The following is a 16,818-nucleotide window of genomic DNA, read 5'->3' on the forward strand; positions in this document are numbered from 1 at the left end:
GATAGAAATTGATAGTATAATTTTTGATAATATAAACGACATAGGAATGACAATTTAGGAACCGTGATTTGTGCCATCTGCTGCGCAAAGTCGAATTTGTTATCACTAAAATTAGCTATATATTTCAACAAATCAGATAAATTTATGTTATTTATGAAGAATTATACATATCAAAAATCCTTTCTTATTATAGGAATAGTTCCATCTAATTTACGAATTGTCATCTGAAGGCGAGATGTAACTGTGCGGAAAAACATTCCACTTTGTTGACATTTTTTAAAATTATCGTCTGTCTTAATTTTAAGCGCTTCTCCCGCTGCTTGTCCAATGGAGCTCATTTCAAGCCATGCCTTGTCAACATCGATGCCGACTGATCTAGCAGCAGCATCCGCCGCACGCAGAACCTGCTGCGCCTCGGATAAAGTAACTGTCGGCTTGAAATTAGGTTCCGATTGATCATTATATGCTTCTAAACATCCCCTAATCGCGAAATACATACCATACATAAACTTCAAATGACTAACGGCTTGCCCTCTCAAATCGGTAATAGTAGAATTAGTTGACTGCTCAACCTCTGAAAAGGCAGAGTCTGTAAAAGACACACAAATTATAATCCAAGCAAATATTGCAATTGACGTTTTCTTCATGTCATATTCCCGCACCGAGCTGTTTTTGATAGGTTGCGATTCTACATTCACTATCACGTCATGCCTGCCCATCGCGGTAGCCAAGCAAACGTAGTGCATTGAACACTACCACCAGCGTGGACCCCTCGTGCGCCGCCACGGCCGGGCCGATGCCGAGGCCAAATATCGTCGCCGGAACCAGCAACGCCACCACACCCAAGCTTATGAACACGTTCTGAAGGATGATGAAGCGCGTGCGGCGGCTTAGTCCGACCGCGAACGGCAAATGTCGCAGGTCATCCGCCATGAGTGCGACGTCTGCGGTCTCTAGCGCCACATCGGAACCCGCGGCTCCCATAGCGATGCCGACCGTGGCGTTCGCCATGGCCGGCGCATCATTGACCCCATCGCCGACCATCGCAACCTTGGCTTCCTTCCTCAGCTTTTGAATCGCCGCAACTTTGTCCTCGGGGAGCAGGTCGCCCCAAGCTTCGTCTAGTCCTAAATCTTTGGCGATGGCGTCGGCCACCTTCTGGTGATCGCCCGAGATCATGAGCATCCGAGTGATGCCAAGATCGCGCAGCCGCTTGAGCGCGTCGCGAGCGGCAGCCCGCGGAGTGTCCATAAGGCCGATGGCTCCGAGATCTCGCTCACCAATCCGCACAGCCATCGTAGTGCGCCCGGCGTCCCGCAGCTTCGCGATCGACGCCTTCACAGCTGGATTCAGCTGGGTAATGCCGTCTTGCCCAAACATCTCGGCCTTCCCGAGCCAGACCGGCTGCCCGGCAAATGTAGCGACCACGCCTCGCCCGGTGAGGCTTTTGAGTTCAGTCGCCTCCTCTATTTCTCGTCCTCCCAGCCGGGCTCGCCCGTCGCGAACGATTGCGGCGGCTAGCGGGTGATCGCTGAGCGCCTCTACCGCAACCGCTACTGAGAGGAGCTCATGTTCCGGAACCCCGTCGGCCGGCAAGACGTCGGTGATACGCGGTTTGCCCTCCGTCAGCGTTCCCGTCTTGTCGAATGCGATAGCGCTCAGCGAGCCCAGATTCTCCAGTGGCGCGCCGCCCTTCACCAGCACGCCGCCACGTGCCGCTCGCGCGACGCCTGACAACACCGCGCTCGGTGTAGCGATGGCTAAAGCGCACGGGCTTGCGGCGACCAGTACCGCCATGGCGCGATAGAAGCTTGAGCTGAATGGCTCGTCCACCACCACCCAGGCGAACAGAAGGAGGATCGCGAGCGCCAGTACCACGGGCACGAAGATACGTTCGAACGTCTCAGTGAACCGCTGGGTCGGTGATTTCTGCGTTTCCGCCTCGCTCACCATTTTCACGACCTTTGCCAGCGCCGTGTCGCTCGACAAGCGCGTCGCCTCCACCTCAATGGCGCCGGCACCGTTGATTGTTCCCGCAAAGACCCGCGAGGCAGAGCCAACCGTGTCGGGCCGCGCCCGTGCCTCAGCAACGTCGTCAACCGGGCGCTTGTCCACCGGGATACTCTCGCCGGTGACAGGAGCCTGATCGATGGCGGAGGATCCCTTCACCAGGAAGCCGTCGGCAGGTAGACGCTCGTTGGGGCGGACCAGCACCACGTCGCCGATGACAAGTTCCTCCACGGGAACCTCCAAGGTGCCATCAGCGCGGCGCACCGTGGCCGTGCGTGGAGCGAGCTTGGCCAGGGCCTCGATCGCTTGCTTGGCGCGGCCCATGGCATAGTGTTCCAATGCGTGGCCTAGGCTGAACAGGAAGAGCAGCAGCGCGCCTTCCGCCCATGCGCCAAGCGATGCCGCGCCCGCAGCCGCCACCAGCATCAGCGTATCGATCTCGAACTTGCGCAGGCGCAGATTGTCTATCGCTTCGCGGACCGTGTAGAAGCCGCCAAAGAAATATGCTCCAACGAAACAAACGATAGGCAGCCAGCCGGGCGCGGCCGGTAATAGCTTCTCGATGGCAAAGCCGACGACCAGCAGCGCGCCGCAAGTAAGAGAGAAGATCAGCTCGGTGTTCGGTCCGAGGATCCTGCCATGGGCATGATCGTGCTCCCCCTCTCCTTCCGTATGCTCTGACTCGGCATGCGCATGCTTGGCTGACCCATTATCATCGGCGTCGTTAGGATCCCGCCTATCTGGCCGCAGCGCGGCAGCGCCCCCCGCCGCGAAAACACCCCTTTGAAAGAGGGCCTTCCGGGCCTCATCCTCTGTTGTCGCTTGGCGGTCGAATTCGACATGCACGACACCGGAAGCGCTGGCTTCCGCCTCCAGCACACCAGGAAGCGCGCGCAAGCACTTAGCAATGGTGCGCGCGCGCCGTTCGTGGGTGATCCCTTCCACCTGCCACGTCGCGTGACCGAACTGTTCGGTGATGCGCGCGCCGGCACTCCGTGCCAACTCCCGGATTCGGGGCAAAGCTATGACGGCCACATCGTAGTGAACGCAAAGCTGGGCCGGCTCGCCGGCGGCGACATGCACATACTCGATGCCCTCGCGTCCGCGCAGCTCGGAAATCAGCCTATCCACACAGGCGTCGGCCGCATCGGCTACGTCTGGGAGCAGGATCGGAATGTTTAGTCGAAGCATCTCGGTCATCCACCTAGACTCCGCTGCATTTAGAATCTAAATCGCATAATTGGCTGATGGCCGTTGAGTTGAAACATTTCGTAAGACCTCCCAGATCGTGTCTTTTTCTCGGGGAGATCCGCATGGTGTGGGTTTCTGTAGATAGGGTTTTGGGGAGGCAAAGGTACGGACAGCGTGGAAACGGCGGCAGAGAATCTGCCGCCGTTTCCGGTTTCGTGGAGATGTCTCAGGGAACCGCACGGTCATTCAGCCACGGAGACGGCGTAGGAACGAATGTTCCTGGCGCAGGCACCTGAGGACGCATGATCTGCGCCTTGGGCGAACCGCCAGCAGGCACGGAAACACGCCCACCGGGATAGCTCTCCTGCTGCACGTCGTAGAATTCGTGGCGCTCCTGCTCTTCCGCGCTGAGCGTCGATGGATATGGCGCGGCCGATGCCGCAAGCGGGAAGAGGACGAAACCGAGAATAATGGCACAACGTGTCATAATTGAACCTCGAATGTTGAATTTCAGATTGATTTGTTCAGGTCGATTCAACATTCGGGTTGCGAGGTGGGGGCACATCCACATCTAAGCTGACGCCACCGCGGATCTCGTTTAGCCATTCCCCGCCCTGGTCCTGAAGCTGGGGACCGGACGACGTGATTGCAGCCAGGTGCGAGGCATGCGAACAGCCATGACACTCGCAGCACATTGCAGCGCAGGCTGGCTGGCCAGTGTCTTCGTCACGCTGCTGATGGTGCGTGCCATCCGCGGTCATGGCGACCGCTACACGTATCTCACCGCCGCTAGCGGAATGGGCCGGCACGCCAAGCGTAGCAACCAGCAGAAGGCACAGCAGGATGCCACTGAGAAGGCTTCTCACGTCTGTCTTCCGTGATCATGTGACAAACACGAGCTCACCGCGCGGCTTCCGTAGTGCGCGGGGTGGGCTGATCGCTGCCCGTCGGCATCGAACGGATCGGCGTGCTGCGGCCGTGCGGCACTGGATGGCTCAGTCCGAGCTGCACGTCGCGGAATACGTGCCGTTGCTTTTCGCGATAGCCCTTCGGCTGCGGATCGAGGGCTAGAGCCGGCGATGCGAGGCCAACCACCAGTGCGCACAGGGTGCTGCGGGCGAGGCACTTCAGGGTAGTGGCTTTCATGGTGCTCCTCCTTACGGTGCGGTGAACTTCGCCTGCCCGGACTTGCCGGCGGCGGTCTTGATGAGAAGGGTGATGACGGTGCCCTTAGCGACCGGAGCCGGAGCCTTGCCCGTCAGGGCCTGGCCGGCGGCGGCGAGCTGGACGGTCTTGCGGTCGGCGCCGGAAACCAGCATGGCGGAGCCGGCGAAGCCGGCAGTATCGACGGGCTTGCTCGCCTCATCGAAGACATGGAAGGTCAGGGTTTCACTGGAAACCACGAGTTCAGCGTGGACGCCGGCGAGGTCCTCCATGGGGCCGCCGTTGGGACCCTTTTGGGCGCCGTGGGCGTGCTGGGCGAGGGCCGGGCCAACGGCAAGCAGGCTGAAGGCGACGATCAGGCTCTTGAGCACGGGTCTTTCTCCGTTTTTGGGGCTAGGGGGATGGGGCTTCGGCCAGCGCCTCGGTGGAGGCCGCTGGCCTGGTCTCGCGCCGGAACAGCACGTAGAGCGCCGGCAGCACGAGCAGGGTGAGGATGGTGGAGGAGATGATGCCGCCGATGACCACGGTGGCGAGCGGGCGCTGCACCTCCGCGCCCGGGCCGGTGGCGATGGCCATGGGCACGAAGCCGAGGGAAGCGACCAGCGCCGTCATCAGCACCGGGCGCAGGCGGGTGAGGGCGCCGCCGCGCACCGCCGCCACCAAGTCCCGCCCCTCCGCCCGCAGGCGCTGGATGAAGGCGATGATGACGAGGCCGTTCAGCACCGCCACGCCCGAGAGCGCGATGAAGCCGATGCCGGCGCTGATGGAGAGCGGCAGGTCGCGCAATATCAGCGCCGCGATGCCTCCGGTGAGCGCCAGCGGCACCCCGGAGAACACCAGCAGCGCATCCGCCACCGAGCCGAAGCTCATGAACAGCAGCAGGAAGATGAGCGCCAGCGCGATGGGCACCACGATGGCGAGGCGCTGGGTGGCCGAGACCAGTTGCTCGAACTGGCCACCCCAGCCGATCCAGTAGCCCTCCGGCAGCTTCACCTTCTCCGCCACCTGGCGCTGGGAGTCGGCGACGAAGGAGCCGAGGTCGCGGTCGCGCACGTTGGCGCTCACCACGATGCGCCTTTTGCCGTTCTCCCGGCTGATCTGGTTGGGGCCGGGAGAGACCGTGAGGTTGGCGATGGCGGAGAGCGGCACGTAGCGGATCTGCCCGCCCGCCCCCGGCGCCCAGGCGGCGCGCACCGGCCTCGCCTCCTCGCTGGCGGCGGGGGGCAGCGGCACCGGCAGCGCGCGCAGGGCCTCGATGTCGGTGCGCAATTCCTCCGGCAGCCGCACCACGATGTCGAAGCGGCGGTCGCCCTCGAACAGGGCGCCGGCCTCACGGCCGCCCACCGCGATCTCCACCAGTTCCTGCACATCGGCGACGCTCACCCCGTAGCGGGCCATGGCCGGCCGGTTGAGGGCGACGGTGAGCATGGGCAGGCCGGAGACCTGCTCGGTCTTCACATCAGCGGCGCCGGGCACGGCCTGGAGCACGGTCTGCACCTGCCCCGCCACCTGCAACAGCACGTCGAGGTCGTCGCCGAAGATCTTGACGCCCACGTCGGAGCGGATGCCCGAGATCAGCTCGTTGAAACGCAGCTGGATCGGCTGGGAGAGTTCGTAATTGCTCCCCGCCACTCCTTCGGCGGCCTTCTCGATCTCGGTCATCACCGCGCTCTTGGACTTGCCGGGGTCCGGCCACTCGGCGCGCGGCTTCAGCATCACGTAGCCGTCGGAGATGGAGGGCGGCATGGGGTCGGTGGCCACTTCCGCCGTGCCGGTGCGGGCGAACACCTCCTTCACTTCCGGCACCTTCAGCAGGCTCTTCTCCAGCGCCTGCTGCATCTCCAGCGACTGGGTGAGGCTGGTGCCCGGCACCCTGAGCGCCTGGATGGCGGCATCGCCCTCGTCGAGGTTCGGGATGAACTCGCCGCCCATGCGGGAGGCGGCAAGGCCGCTCGCCACCACGAGGCCGGCCGCCGCCACCGCCACCACGGCCCGGTAGTTGATGGCGGCGTCGAGCAGCGGCGTGTAGAGGCGCCGCGCCCCGCGCATGATGAAGTTCTCGTGCTCGGAGACCTTGCCCGTCACCAGCAGCGCGATGGCCGCCGGAATGAAGGTCATGGAGAACAGCGCCGCGCCGGCCAGCGCCATCAGCACGGTGATGGCCATGGGCGTGAACATCTTGCCCTCCACCCCGGTGAGGGTGAGCACCGGCAGGTAGACCACGGCGATGATCATGGTGCCGAACAGGCTCGGCCGGATCACCTCCTTCGACCCGGCGAGGATGGTCTCGAACCGCTCGGCGCGGCTCAGCAGCCGGCCGCGCCGGTGCTGCTCCTCCGCCAGCAGGCGCAGGCAGTTCTCGACGATGATGACCGCACCATCGATGATGATGCCGAAGTCGATGGCGCCAAGGCTCATGAGGTTGGCGCTGACGCGGTTCTCCACCATGCCGGTGATGGTGAAGAGCATGGAGAGCGGGATGACGAAGGCCGTCACCAGCGCCGCGCGGAAATTGCCCAGCAGCACGAACAGCACCACCACCACCAGCAGCGCGCCTTCCAGAAGGTTCTTTTCCACCGTGGCGATGGTGGCTTCCACGAGGTGCGAGCGGTCGTAGACGGCGCGGGCGATGACCCCCTCGGGCAGCGAGCGGGAAATCTCCTGCAAGCGCGCGGCGACGCGCTGGGCCACGGTGCGGCTGTTCTCGCCGATGAGGAGCATGGTGGTGCCCAGCACCACCTCTTCCCCGTTGAGCGTCGCCGCGCCGGTGCGCAGGTCGCGCCCCTCGCGCACCTCCGCGATGTCGCCGATGCGTAGCGGCGTGCCGCCCCGGCTGCCGATGACGATCTCGCGGATGTCGGCGGCATCCGCCACCTGGCCCGGCGTGCGCACCAGATACTGCTCGCCGTTGCGCTCGATATAGCCGGCGCCCACGTTGGCGTTGTTGGCGGCCAGCGCCGTCATCACCTCGCGGAACGAGATGCGGTTGGCCATGAGGCGCGCGGGATCGGGCAGCACATGGAACTGCCGCTCGAAGCCACCGATGGTGTTCACCTCCACCACCCCCGGCACGGTGCGCAGCTGGGGCTTGATGATCCAGTCCTGGATGGTGCGCAGGTCGGTGGGGCTGAAGGGCTGGCCGTCGGGCTTCCTCGCCCCGTCCCTGGCCTCCACCGTGTACATGTAGATTTCGCCGAGGCCCGTGGAGACCGGCCCCATGGCGGTCTCCACCCCCGGCGGAAGCTGGTCCCTCGCCTGTTGGATGCGCTCGTTCACCAGTTGGCGGGCGAAATAGATGTCGGTGCCGTCACGGAACACCACCGTCACCTGGCTGAGGCCGTAGCGCGACAGCGAGCGGGTGTATTGCAGGCCGGGCAGGCCGCCCATGGCGGTCTCTATGGGAAAGGTGATGCGCTGCTCGGTCTCCAGCGGTGAGAAACCGGGCGCGGAGGTGTTGATCTGCACCTGCACGTTGGTGATGTCGGGCACCGCGTCGATGGGGAGGCGAGTGAAATTCCAGGCCCCGAAGGCGCCGATGGCGAGGCAGACCATGACCACCAGCCAACGCTGGCGGATGGAGAAGGCGAGGATGGCGTCGATCATCGCGCCCCCTCCTGAGCCTGAGCTTCGCCTGCCTCGCGGATGCGGGCGAAGCGCTCCACCGGCGTAACGAAAACCACTCCGTCACCGCGACGTCCGGTCCACCCAGCGCGCGTGAGGGTCGAGATCACCACCTCCACGACGCCGGCACGGCAGACGACCTGCAACTGGAGATGGTGCTGGTAGGTGAGGTCGTATTCGCTTGCCACATAGGTGCCGCCGGCACCGCGGCCGCGACCTTGGCCGCGCGCTTCGGTGAAGGTAAATCCCGGGAATTCGGGCAGCTCTTGAAGGGCACGCACCACGCGCCCTTCAAGATGCGGATGAATGAAGGCAGTGACGAGCCGCAGGCCGTCTTCCATCGCGCCGGGGGACGCCTCAATGCTCATGGCTGGCGCTCCCCTTGGCGAGTTCCGCCTTCACCACGAAGCTGTTGCGCGCGGCGTAGACATCTCCGGGTATCAGCCCGAACAGCACCTCGGCCCATTCCGCATCGCGATCACCGATCTCCACGTCGCGGGGGGCGAAGGCGTCGCCGTCACGCACGAACACCACGGTGCGGTTGTCGATGGTCTGAAGCGCGCTGGTGCGCACCGCGAGGTCCACCGGCTTTTCCGCAAGGGTGATGGTGCCCACCGCGAACAGGCCGGGCCGCAGCCGCATGCCGTCGTTGGCAATGACCGCCCGCGCCAGCGCGGTCTGGGTGTCGGCCGAGCCGATGGGGGAGACATAGGCCACCCGGCCGTCGATGACAGGCCCGCCGTCCTCCGGATCGATGGCGACCGTGTCGCCGGCCCGCACCCGTGGAAAATCGCGGCGATAGACCGAGAGGTCCACCCACAGTGTCGACAGGTCGGCCACCACGAACGCCGGCTTCTGCTCGGAGGCGTATTCGCCGAGGCCCACCTGGCGGTCCACCACGGTGCCGGAGATGGGCGCCTTCATGTCGTAGGTGGTGAGGCTCTGGTTGCTCTCGACCACGGCGAGCACGTCGCCCTTCGCCACCGTGTCGCCGATGCGCTTGCGGATCTCGCGGACGATGCCGGGAAAGCGCGGGGTCACCTGGACCACGTTTTCCTGATTGGGCTGGACCAGGCCGTTGAGGCGCAGCTTCTGGCGCAGCTTCTCGGGGCCGGCCGTCTCCAAGGCGATGCCAGCGGCGGCGAGCCTGGTATCGTCCAGTTCCACCCCGCCCTCGGCGTGCCCGCCGCCTTCGCCGCCATGCCCTCCTTCCGCGCCGCGTTCCCCCGCGCCGCGCTCGGCGGCGACGTTGCCGGAAACCGGGAGGGTGTGATCCTGAAACGTGTATAGCGCCCCCGCGCCGGCCAGGAGGCCGACGAAGAGCATCGCCACGTCGCGTCGCGCCGTGCGGCTCATTTGGCTTTTCCTTTGGTGAGGGTCACCGGCCGTCCCGTCAGCCCTTCGAGGGTGGCGAGGGCGGTGTGGAACGAGACCAGCGCATCCAGCTCGCGCAGGGCGGCGTCGGTGAGGGTGGACTGGGCGTCGAGCAGTTCCAGGAGGGTGTAGCGGCCTTCGGAATAGCCGGCCTCCACCCCCTCGAAGGCGGCGCGCGCCCCCGGAATGGTGCTGGTGCGCAGCAGCGTGATTTCGTCGAAGGCGGCCTTCATCCCGTCGTGGGCGCGGCCGAGCTGGGAGATGAGGGCGTTGCGGGCGATGGCCTCTTCCGCCTCGGCCCGCAGCAATTGCTCGTTGGCCTCGCTGACGCCGCCTTCGTTGCGGTCGAACAGCGGGATCGGCATGGACATGGTGAGGCGCATGCCGCTGTCGGCAGTCTCGTTGTAGTGCCGGTAGCCGACGCCGAGGGTCACGTCCGGTACCGCCTTGGCCTGGGCCGAGCGCAGGTCGGCCTGGCGCTGGGCGCGCAAGGCGGTGAAGCGGGTGAGCTGCGGATTGCCCAGCGCCTGCTTGATGAGGCCCGGCAGGGGCGGCGGCGCGCTGACCTTCAGCAGGTTGCCGGTCACCCGGCCGAACCTTGCTTCCTGGAGGCCCATGAGCAGCGCCAGCTCACGCCTTGCGGTGCCGAGCGCGGCGCGGGCGCGGTCCAGCTCCACCCGGGCGAAGTCGGCGGCGACGCGGGCGCGGGAAATCTCGGCCGGAGAGGACGCGCCGGCCTGGACACGGTTCTGCAGCAGGGGCGCCAACCGCTGGATGGCCGCCACCTGGGTTTCCAGAACCTGCGCGCGCTGCTGCGCCCCGAGCACGGCGGCGAAGGCGGACGCGGTTTCCGCCAGCACCTGCAGGCGGATCGCCTCCCGCTCCCAGCGGGCGACGCCGACCCCGGCGCCGGCGGCGGCCATGCGGGCCTCGCGCTTACCGCCCAGCTCCACCAATTGGCTGATCTGGAGGGTCTGCTCGGCAAGGTCGAGCCCCTGGTAGGAGCCCGAGCCCGCCGCATTGTCCACCTCAAGGGAGAGGTTGGGGTTGGGCAGCGCGCCGGCCTGGGTGTTGCGCCCCGCCGCCATGCCGATGTCGCGCTCCGCCGCGGTGAGGCGCGGGTTGGCGGCAAGGGCGCTGGCGAGAGCACTGGTCAGGGTCAGCGGACGGGTGGTTTCGGCGCGCGTCTGCGACGCGTGAAGCAGCGCGAGCGCTGCCCCAAGCGCAAGCGCGAGGGCACGAGGCGACATGATCTGATCCAAAGTCTGATAGCGGATCGCCGACGCGAGGCGTCAGCGCGCGAGCAGAAGGTTCAGATCAGGCGCGCGGGGGGCGGATGTCGGCGGGAACGGAGCGGCCGGCGTTCAGGCGCGTGGGCAGGACCACGGGGGTGGAGCGCAGCCGCAGGACCGCGCTTGCGGCCGGGGCATCGGGCAGCGCCATGGCGCAGGCGTGGCAGTCGTGGTCAGCGGAAGGCTGGGGCTGGGCCGGGTCATGCGCGGCGCCGAACACCTTGGCATCGGCGGCGGCGAGGGAGGGGTCCGACGAGGAGGCATCGACGGGCGACAGGTCGAGGCTCGACACATCGACGCCCGTCAGCGCAACTGAGGTCCCAGCCAACTCTTCCAGAGCGCCGTCCACATCAAAGATGTGATGCGCCGCCAGTGCGCCTGCGAACGGCCCGGCCACGAGGCACGCCATCACAACGACCGACACGGCGCGGCGGAACGCCGAACCGGTGATCAACATGAGGACTTTTGCCAAGACGCGAAGCATGGACCATGAGAGACCCCAAGAGCCGCGATGTGTCAAGTCTTTCAGAAGCGCTGCGTCATCGTACCCGAAAAGCTTGGGAGATCGCTTGAATTTCGGCCGATCCCAAGGTTTTCGCCCTGGCCGTTATGAAATTGACATTGTCCGTGATCGGAAAGCGTCTCGATCACCCTGCACTGTGCCACGTGGCCATGGGCGCAGCCGTCCACCATCCGTTGAAGCTCCGCCTCCAGCGCCCTGAGCGCGGCGATGCGGCTGCGCACCTCGATGAGCCGCGCGCTGGCAATCTCGTCCGACGCCGCGCACGACTGCTCGGGCCGGTCCTGCAGCGTCAGCAGGGTGCGGATGGCCTCGATGTCGAAGCCCAGCTCGCGCGCGTGGCGGATGAAGGCCAGCCGCTGCAGGTGGGTGGCGCTGTAGAGGCGGCGGTTGCCCTCGGTGCGCGGCAGCGCCGGCATCAGGCCGATCTCCTCATAGAAGCGGATGGTGGGCACCTTCACCCCGCTGGCACGCGCCGCCGCGCCGATGGGCAGCGGATCGGGAACGGGGTCCGGAAGAAAATCCGACGAAAGGCGAGACATGAGGGCTTGCTCCTCTAGCGACCAGAGCATCTAGGGTCCGCAGAGTGACGCAAAGAAAGGCCGCATCATGACCGTTCCCCTCGTTCAAAGCCGGTTCCGGGTGACCGGGATGGACTGCGCCTCCTGCGCCGCGAAGATCGAGGGCACGACACTGCGCATCGCCGGCGTGGCGGAAGCTGAGGTCTCGGTGGCGGCCGGCACGCTGGTGATCCTCCACGCCCCGGATGCCGACCTTGCCCCCCTCGCCGGACGCCTTTCCCCCATGGGCTACGCCCTCGCCCCGCTCACATCCGGCGGCGGGCAGCGCAAGGCACACGACCATGACGACCATGCAGGGCATGATCATGCGGGCCACGACCACACCGGCCACGACCACGCAGATCACAACCACGCCTCAACCGGTGGCCATGACCACGACCCCGCCACCGTCGCCGAAGGCAAGTGGTGGTCCACCGGCAAGGCCCGCCTGACCATCGCGAGCGGCCTCGCGCTGGCGCTGGCCTTTGGCATCGGGACCCTTCTCCCGGCGGCGCAATCCTGGCTGTTCCTCGCAGCCATGCTGGTGGGCCTCGTGCCCATCGCCCGCCGCGCCATCGCGGCGGCGGCCAATGGCATGCCCTTCACCATCGAGATGCTGATGACCATCGCGGCGGCCGGCGCCGTCATCATCGGCGCGGCCGAGGAGGCAGCGGCGGTGGTGTTCCTGTTCCTGGTGGGCGAATTGCTGGAAGGCGTCGCCGCCGGCCGGGCGCGCGCCAGCATCCGCGCGCTCACCGCGCTGGTGCCAAAGACCGCATTGGTGGAGCGCGACGGCGCCACCATCGAGGTGCCCGCCGCGAGCCTCACGGCGGGCGAGGTGATCCTGGTGCGGCCGGGCGACCGGATTTCCGCGGACGGCCTCATCGTCGCCGGTGAGAGCGGCATCGACGAGAGCCCGGTGACCGGCGAGAGCGTGCCGGTGCGCAAGGGGCCCGACGCCACCGTCTTCGCCGGCACCGTGAACGGGGAGGCGGCGCTGCGGGTGCGCGTCACCGCCACCGCCGAGGACAACACCATCGCCCGGGTGGTGAAGCTGGTGGAGGAAGCGCAGGAAAAGCGCGCGCCCACCGAGCGGCTCATCGATCGCTTCTCGCGCTACTACACCCCCGGCGTGGTGGTGGTGGCGGCGCTGGTGGCGGTCATCCCGCCGCTGCTGTTCGGCGGGGCGTGGGATGCCTGGATCTACAAGGGCCTCGCCATCCTGCTCATCGGCTGCCCCTGCGCGCTGGTGATCTCGACGCCGGCCGCCATCGCCGCCGGCCTCTCCGCCGGGGCGCGGCGCGGGCTGCTGCTGAAGGGCGGCGCCGTGCTGGAGACGGCGGGCAAGGTCACCACCGTCTGCTTCGACAAGACCGGCACCCTCACCGAAGGCCGGCCGCAGGTGACGGACGTGATCGCCTTCGCCCAGCCGGACGCCGAGGTGCTGCGACTCGCGGCGGCGCTGGAGACCGGGTCGAGCCATCCCCTCGCCAAGGCCATCCTTGATCGCGCGGCAGCGGACGCCATCGCCATTCCCGTGGCGGAAGCCGCGCAGGCGCTGGGCGGCAAGGGCGTGTCGGCGCAGGTGGAGGGGCGCGAGGTGTTCCTCGGCTCGCCCCAGGCCGCCGCCGCGCGCGCGCCTTTGACAGCGGCGCAGGCCGACCAGATCGCGGCGCTGAACGACGCCGGCAAGACCGTGTCCCTGCTGGTGGCCGACGGCGCCATCGCCGGGGCCATCGCCATGCGCGACGAGCCCCGCCCGGACGCCCCCGAGGGCCTTGCCGCGCTGAAGCGGGAGGGCATCCGCACGCTGATGCTCACCGGCGACAACCGGCGCACGGCGGAGGCTATCGGCCGGCAGCTGGGCATCGAGGTGCGCGCCGAGCTGCTGCCGCAGGACAAGCTGCGCATCGTCGGCGAGCTTCAGCGCACGGGGGCGGTGGTGACCAAGGTGGGCGACGGCATCAACGACGCCCCGGCGCTGGCCGCCGCCGACATCGGCATCGCCATGGGCGGCGGCACCGACGTGGCGCTGGAGACGGCCGATGCGGCAGCGCTCCATGGCCGGGTGAAGGACGTTGCCTCCATGATCGCCCTGTCCCGGCGCACCATGGGCAACATCCACCAGAACATCGCCATTTCGCTTGGGCTGAAGGCGGTGTTCCTCGTCACCACCATTGCCGGCATCACCGGCCTGTGGCCGGCGATCCTCGCCGACACCGGCGCCACCGTGCTGGTGACCCTGAACGCGCTGCGGCTCCTCTCCTGGGGGCGTGCATGACGGGGCGGGCAACTCGCAGCGAAGCCCCGGCACTTCATTCCAGACCTTGATAGCTCAGCGCGCGCGAGTTTTTTGCTTCAGATCTTTTTGAGCACGGCGATTACGAATATGAAGCTGCCCGCGAAGATCAGGCCCGCTATTGCGCTCGGTGGCCGGCGATGGCGGAGCGTACCTTCGCGCAGAACTCTTCTTCGATCATCCGCCGCCCCCAACCACCCAACCAAAACAGTTGCGCGCGATAATTTTTTCCTCCACAAATGAGGATGAAAAAGTTATCGTGGGAGCGATTCGATGGCTGCGGTTCGCGTGCTTGCCGATCATCCTGAAGTTGATGCTCGCCTCGCCGAGTTCGGTGTCACGCGCCAGGCGCTGCTCGAGGTCGTGCGCGGCGTGGTCGCTGCGCGTGCCGACGCGATCGCCGATGATCCCGCTTCTGCTGAAGGGCAGCTCGCCTACATCTACGGCACCCGATATGTGCGGCAACTTTTCCGGGCAATCGGCTGGGTCAATTATCGCGAGAACAACGTCGAATCCGTGAAGCATCCGGATAGCCCCCTTAAGGTGGTCTATCAAAGTGTCGACCTTGCCGCCGACAAGTTGCACAAGCCGCAAGCGGTTTCCGGGAAAGGCTCCGGCGCCGACCGTATCATTGCGGTGGGACAGGCCGGGCTGTTCCCCGAGGAAGAAATGTCCGCGGCGCGGGATCGGGGGCTGGTGGAGCTCTGGACCGGCGTATGGTTCTTCTGCGTGTCGGTTCAAGGTGATGAGATCCGCGCCGAGCTCTCTCTGCCTTCGGGCATTTCCGGCGGCAATTTCGAGGGCTTCATCGAGCGCATCTTCATCCTCGGTGGCGGTGAATGGCCGGCGGATGCCATCATTGATAGCGATCGTCCGGACGGCATTGAGTTCGAGCCTGCTGTTTTGCGTCGGTAGGCCATGTTCAACATTGGCAGAATGGAGCTCGCGCGGAAGCGGCAGCGGTTGACCGCCAAGTCTCTCGCCGAGCAAGCCGGCATATCGCCGGTCACCCTGTCGCGTGTCGTCAACGGGCAGCAGGTTCCGGATGAAGACACGGTCGACGGCTTGGTGCGCGCGCTGGGATTCCCGCGGGAGTTCTTCTTCCGGGACGACGCGGCGCCGATCAGCGCTGATGCCGCCAGCTTCCGGAGCCTGACGGCGATGTCGGCGCGAGAGCGCGATGCGGCGCTCGCCGCCGGCTCATTGGCCTTCGAGATGTCAGCCTGGGTGCGGGAAAGGTTCGTTCTGCCGCAGCCAGATCTGCTCGACCTCAGCCATGAACGCGATCCCGCTGGAGCCGCACGTGCGCTACGCCAGCATTGGGCGATCGGCGAGCGGCCGATCTCGCATATGATCAAGCTGCTTGAGACGAAGGGCGTCCGCGTCTTCTCGCTGGCCGAGAACACCAAGAATGTGGATGCCTTTTCCTGCTGGCATGATGGCGAGCCGTATGTCTTCCTCAACACCTTCAAGACCACGGAGCGCAGCCGGTTCGACGCTGCTCATGAGCTGGCACACCTCGTCCTGCACAAGCACGGCGGCCCCAATCAAGGACGCGCTGCCGAGCTTGAAGCACATGCGTTTGCATCGTCATTCCTGATGCCTCACGACGACGTCGTGGCGACGATCCCATTCGTCCGAGGCCTCGATCAATTGGTGCTCGCAAAGAAGCGATGGGGCGTGTCCGTAGCTGCGCTCGCACACCGCCTCCACCGGATCGGCCGGATCTCCGATTGGAACTACCGGACCTTCTGCATCCAGATGAACAAGCGGTTCGGCATCAACGAGCCTGACGGTCTCCCGCCAGAGCGATCTGCAATATGGCAACGTGTCCTTACGGAGCTTTGGCGGGAAGGCGTGACACGCCGGCACGTTGCGGCCCGCCTGGATATCCCCGAGGCAGAACTCGACAATCTGCTGTTCGGGCTTACCGGCGATGTGAATCCGCCATCCGTCGGTGGTTCGTCTCTCAGGCTAGTTCCGTGATTGAGCCCGGAAGCTTCGCCATTGTGGGCGCTTCGCCGAAGAACCTGTCGCGGATTCCATCGAGCGGCCACGCCCCCAGCTCTCTTCGTATGGCGTGGTCTCTTTGCGCTTGCGGCTACCGCTGAAGGTGATCCTGCTTCGCGCCGCGTGACCATCCCCGAGATGTGATCCGGCGACGGCAGTTCCGATGCTTTTCCTTCGCCGGGCGCGTGCGTCCGCGACGCACGCCCTCATCTTGAATATGGCAGTGGCATCCGCCTGCCACGAACCTGTGACAGCTTCGTACCGCTGCTCGCATTCCCAGAATGCCTCACCTATGACATGTTGCGCTGCATGAAGGTCGCCATTTGGCTCCAAAGGCTGCTCGCGATCCTTGCGATCGTGGGGCTCATCGCCGGACCGTTCACCGCACCGGTGAGCGGCGCCGCGACGGCGGCGACCTCTGCTATGTCCATGCCCGAAATGGCGGGCGACATGCCGTGCTGTCCGGATGAGACACCAGCGGTTCCCGACTGCCAGAAGACCTGCCCATTAATGGCATTGTGCATGGCCAAGTGCTTCTCGGTGGCACCGACGCTTTCGAGCCTGGCCTTCATTTTCTGGGATTGGAGCGATGCCATGCGCCCCGCGAGCGACGTCTTGGGCGACGCGCTCGCGGTAGAACCCCCAGCTCGACCTCCGCGAACCTAGAACATCGCCGGCGTTTGCGCGCCGGTTCGTGTCGCCCCAGCGAAGCTTGGGCGGCCGAAAGTGCGTGGCCATAGGCCGCGCAACGCCGGGCCATGCGCACGGTGCTCCGAT

Annotated in this window: 16 protein-coding genes; 4 read left to right on the plus strand and 12 right to left on the minus strand. The window is 65.7% G+C overall.

Annotated elements, in window-relative coordinates; translation table 11 throughout:
- Positions 1-170 precede the first annotated feature (170 nt).
- The 3 genes from FBQ73_RS00175 to FBQ73_RS00185 all read right to left on the minus strand — a co-directional run bounded on the left by FBQ73_RS00175 (position 171) and on the right by FBQ73_RS00185 (position 3,742).
- Positions 171-647 carry a hypothetical protein gene (locus FBQ73_RS00175; protein ID WP_246089487.1) on the minus strand — a complete coding sequence of 159 codons (477 nt, stop codon included), beginning with the start codon at positions 645-647 and terminating at the stop codon, positions 171-173.
- A gap of 58 nt (positions 648-705) precedes the next feature.
- Entirely contained in the window at positions 706-3,210 is a 2,505-nt protein-coding gene (locus FBQ73_RS00180; protein WP_138397513.1) for a heavy metal translocating P-type ATPase, read from the minus strand.
- Between the two features lie 217 nt (positions 3,211-3,427).
- Positions 3,428-3,742 (minus strand): hypothetical protein, encoded by a 315-nt coding sequence (locus FBQ73_RS00185; protein ID WP_138397514.1) that lies wholly within the window; start codon positions 3,740-3,742, stop codon positions 3,428-3,430.
- A 136-nt stretch (positions 3,743-3,878) separates the two neighbouring features.
- Here FBQ73_RS00185 and FBQ73_RS00190 point away from each other — a divergent pair, with 136 nt between their 5' ends.
- Entirely contained in the window at positions 3,879-4,082 is a 204-nt protein-coding gene (locus FBQ73_RS00190; RefSeq protein ID WP_170218683.1) for a hypothetical protein, read from the plus strand.
- Positions 4,083-4,101: 19 nt separating this feature from the next.
- Here the strand turns inward: FBQ73_RS00190 and FBQ73_RS00195 are convergent, their stop codons facing one another.
- The 8 genes from FBQ73_RS00195 to FBQ73_RS00230 all read right to left on the minus strand — a co-directional run bounded on the left by FBQ73_RS00195 (position 4,102) and on the right by FBQ73_RS00230 (position 11,714).
- Positions 4,102-4,347, minus strand: a complete 246-nt coding sequence (locus FBQ73_RS00195; RefSeq protein WP_138397516.1) for a hypothetical protein — start codon at positions 4,345-4,347, stop codon at positions 4,102-4,104.
- An 11-nt stretch (positions 4,348-4,358) separates the two neighbouring features.
- Positions 4,359-4,736: a hypothetical protein gene (locus FBQ73_RS00200; RefSeq protein ID WP_138397517.1), complete on the minus strand. Its 378-nt coding sequence runs from the start codon at positions 4,734-4,736 to the stop codon at positions 4,359-4,361.
- 22 nt (positions 4,737-4,758) lie between these two features.
- Positions 4,759-7,968 carry an efflux RND transporter permease subunit gene (locus FBQ73_RS00205; RefSeq protein ID WP_138397518.1) on the minus strand — a complete coding sequence of 1,070 codons (3,210 nt, stop codon included), beginning with the start codon at positions 7,966-7,968 and terminating at the stop codon, positions 4,759-4,761.
- Positions 7,965-8,354, minus strand: a complete 390-nt coding sequence (locus FBQ73_RS00210; protein WP_138397519.1) for a P-II family nitrogen regulator — start codon at positions 8,352-8,354, stop codon at positions 7,965-7,967. Before FBQ73_RS00210 ends, FBQ73_RS00205 begins: the two co-directional genes overlap by 4 nt.
- Positions 8,344-9,342: a divalent metal ion exporter adaptor subunit IhpB gene (gene ihpB, locus FBQ73_RS00215; RefSeq protein WP_138397520.1), complete on the minus strand. Its 999-nt coding sequence runs from the start codon at positions 9,340-9,342 to the stop codon at positions 8,344-8,346. Before ihpB ends, FBQ73_RS00210 begins: the two co-directional genes overlap by 11 nt.
- Positions 9,339-10,610 (minus strand): TolC family protein, encoded by a 1,272-nt coding sequence (locus tag FBQ73_RS00220; RefSeq protein ID WP_138397521.1) that lies wholly within the window; start codon positions 10,608-10,610, stop codon positions 9,339-9,341. Before FBQ73_RS00220 ends, ihpB begins: the two co-directional genes overlap by 4 nt.
- A 67-nt stretch (positions 10,611-10,677) precedes the next feature.
- Positions 10,678-11,109 (minus strand): hypothetical protein, encoded by a 432-nt coding sequence (locus tag FBQ73_RS00225; RefSeq protein ID WP_138397522.1) that lies wholly within the window; start codon positions 11,107-11,109, stop codon positions 10,678-10,680.
- Positions 11,110-11,177: 68 nt separating this feature from the next.
- The gene (locus tag FBQ73_RS00230; RefSeq protein WP_138397523.1) at positions 11,178-11,714 is read right to left on the minus strand and encodes a MerR family transcriptional regulator; all 537 of its coding nucleotides are present in this window, start codon (positions 11,712-11,714) and stop codon (positions 11,178-11,180) included.
- Positions 11,715-11,781: 67 nt separating this feature from the next.
- On the opposite strand from FBQ73_RS00230, the gene FBQ73_RS00235 reads away from it, so the two are divergent.
- The 3 genes from FBQ73_RS00235 to FBQ73_RS00245 all read left to right on the plus strand — a co-directional run bounded on the left by FBQ73_RS00235 (position 11,782) and on the right by FBQ73_RS00245 (position 16,017).
- Positions 11,782-14,013 carry a heavy metal translocating P-type ATPase gene (locus tag FBQ73_RS00235; protein ID WP_138397524.1) on the plus strand — a complete coding sequence of 744 codons (2,232 nt, stop codon included), beginning with the start codon at positions 11,782-11,784 and terminating at the stop codon, positions 14,011-14,013.
- A 291-nt stretch (positions 14,014-14,304) separates the two neighbouring features.
- The gene (locus FBQ73_RS00240; protein WP_138397525.1) at positions 14,305-14,946 is read left to right on the plus strand and encodes a hypothetical protein; all 642 of its coding nucleotides are present in this window, start codon (positions 14,305-14,307) and stop codon (positions 14,944-14,946) included.
- Positions 14,947-14,967: 21 nt separating this feature from the next.
- Positions 14,968-16,017: a helix-turn-helix domain-containing protein gene (locus FBQ73_RS00245; protein WP_281278772.1), complete on the plus strand. Its 1,050-nt coding sequence runs from the start codon at positions 14,968-14,970 to the stop codon at positions 16,015-16,017.
- Positions 16,018-16,331: 314 nt separating this feature from the next.
- On the opposite strand, the gene FBQ73_RS22875 is transcribed toward FBQ73_RS00245, so the two are convergent.
- Positions 16,332-16,637 carry a hypothetical protein gene (locus FBQ73_RS22875; protein ID WP_210236622.1) on the minus strand — a complete coding sequence of 102 codons (306 nt, stop codon included), beginning with the start codon at positions 16,635-16,637 and terminating at the stop codon, positions 16,332-16,334.
- Between the last annotated feature and the right edge of the window lie 181 nt (positions 16,638-16,818).

This window comes from Xanthobacter autotrophicus, from assembly GCF_005871085.1.
GTDB classification, from domain to species: domain Bacteria; phylum Pseudomonadota; class Alphaproteobacteria; order Rhizobiales; family Xanthobacteraceae; genus Xanthobacter; species Xanthobacter autotrophicus.